This is a genomic window from Streptomyces flavofungini (genome assembly GCF_041028215.1).
Lineage (GTDB): Bacteria > Actinomycetota > Actinomycetes > Streptomycetales > Streptomycetaceae > Streptomyces > Streptomyces flavofungini_B.
This window is the reverse complement of the sequence record NZ_JASKYR010001222.1, coordinates 1-1,373: the sequence shown is the minus strand read 5'-3', so window position 1 is coordinate 1,373 and position 1,373 is coordinate 1. Positions and strand designations below refer to the sequence as shown.

Sequence of the window (1,373 nt, the reverse complement as noted above, 5' to 3'; positions counted from 1 at the left end):
ACCACGCGCGAAGCGAAAGGCTCAGCACCACCTCATGAGACGCCTCCTGATCACCGCGGCGGTGGCGGGTGAGGGCCGCGGCGGTGGCGGCCGCCGCGGTGATCAGGAGGCGTCTCATGAGGTGGTGCTGAGCCTTTCGCTTCGCGCGTGGTGGCGGCCGATGGCGCGGGTGCGCAGCCGGCCGGTGAGGGGGTCGTTCTCGACCTCGATGCGGATGCCGTAGGTGTCGGTCAGCCGCTCGGGTGTCAGTACGTCTTCGGGGCCGCCGTCCGCGATGACGCGGCCCGTGTCGAGCAGGAAGACGCGGTCGGCGATGGCCGCGGCCTGGTCGAGGTCGTGCAGGACGGCGCCCACGGCGATGCCGTGCTCGTCCGCCAGGTCCCGCATGAGGTCGAGGAGTTCGACCTGGTAGCGCAGGTCCAGGTAGGTGGTCGGCTCGTCGAGGAGGAGCACGCCGGTCTCCTGGGCGAGGCAGCTCGCGAGCCAGACGCGCTGGAGCTGGCCGCCGGAGAGGTGTTCGGCGCCGCGTTCGGCGAGTTCGAGGACGCCGGTCAGGGTGAGCGCGCGGTCCACCGCGGCCCGTCCGTCCGGGTCGGCCTTGCCCCATCTGCCCCGGTAGGGGTAGCGGCCGAATTCGACGACGTCCCGGACGGTCAGGCCGCCGGGTGTGGGGCGCCCCTGGGTGAGCAGGGCGACGTGGCGGGAGAACTCACGGGGGCTCAGCGCGAGGCCGTCGGTGCCGCCGTCGATGACCAGCTCGGCGCTGCGGGGCCGTTGCAGCCGCGCGAGTGTGCGCAGCAGCGTCGACTTGCCGCTGCCGTTCGGGCCCACGAGCACGGTCACCTCGCCCGGTCGCAGGGTCATCGAGGCGTCATGGACGACGTCGACGCCCTCGTACGCCACGGTGACGCCCGTGGCCGAGAGTTCATGACCTTGGGGGCGGCGCGCGGCCGCTGCGGTCTCTTCACCTTCTTGCACGTGGTGGAGGTTAGCCTAACCTTACCGAAGTGCGAAATAGGGGCCCCGCCTTCCCGCAAGGGGAAATCCGGCCAGGCTGCGTCAGGCGGGCGCGCAGCAGATCGTGGACCCGCGCCGACGCGGCGCCGGTAGCGCTCGGCGTCGTAGCCGTCGAGCAGACCGGTCGGCGCCCAGCCGGTGTTCAGACCCTGGCCCGTCGCGGGGCAGTGGATGTGGGCGGCGTCACCCGCCAGCAGCACGCGTCCGGCGCGGCAACGCTCCGCGAGGCGGGTGGCGTTGCCGAAGCGGGAGAGCCAACGGGGCCCGGCGGACACTGAGGCCGGATCCGCAGAGGCGGGTGAGCGAGGCGCGGAACCCCTCCAGGACACCGTGCTCGCGCGCCGCCCCGCGCCGCC

Annotated in this window: 2 protein-coding genes; both read right to left on the bottom strand. The window is 73.1% G+C overall.

Translation table 11 applies throughout. The features are described 5' to 3' along the window. Nucleotides 1-114: 114 nt before the first annotated feature. Complete coding sequence (locus AB8Z36_RS39930; RefSeq protein ID WP_369218256.1) at nt 115-978, bottom strand: ABC transporter ATP-binding protein; 864 nt, start codon at nt 976-978, stop codon at nt 115-117. Beyond that, nucleotides 861-1,346: an FAD-dependent monooxygenase gene (locus AB8Z36_RS39925; protein WP_369218257.1), complete on the bottom strand. Its 486-nt coding sequence runs from the start codon at nt 1,344-1,346 to the stop codon at nt 861-863. The genes AB8Z36_RS39930 and AB8Z36_RS39925 overlap by 118 nt, the downstream gene beginning before the upstream one ends. Nucleotides 1,347-1,373: the final 27 nt, after the last annotated feature.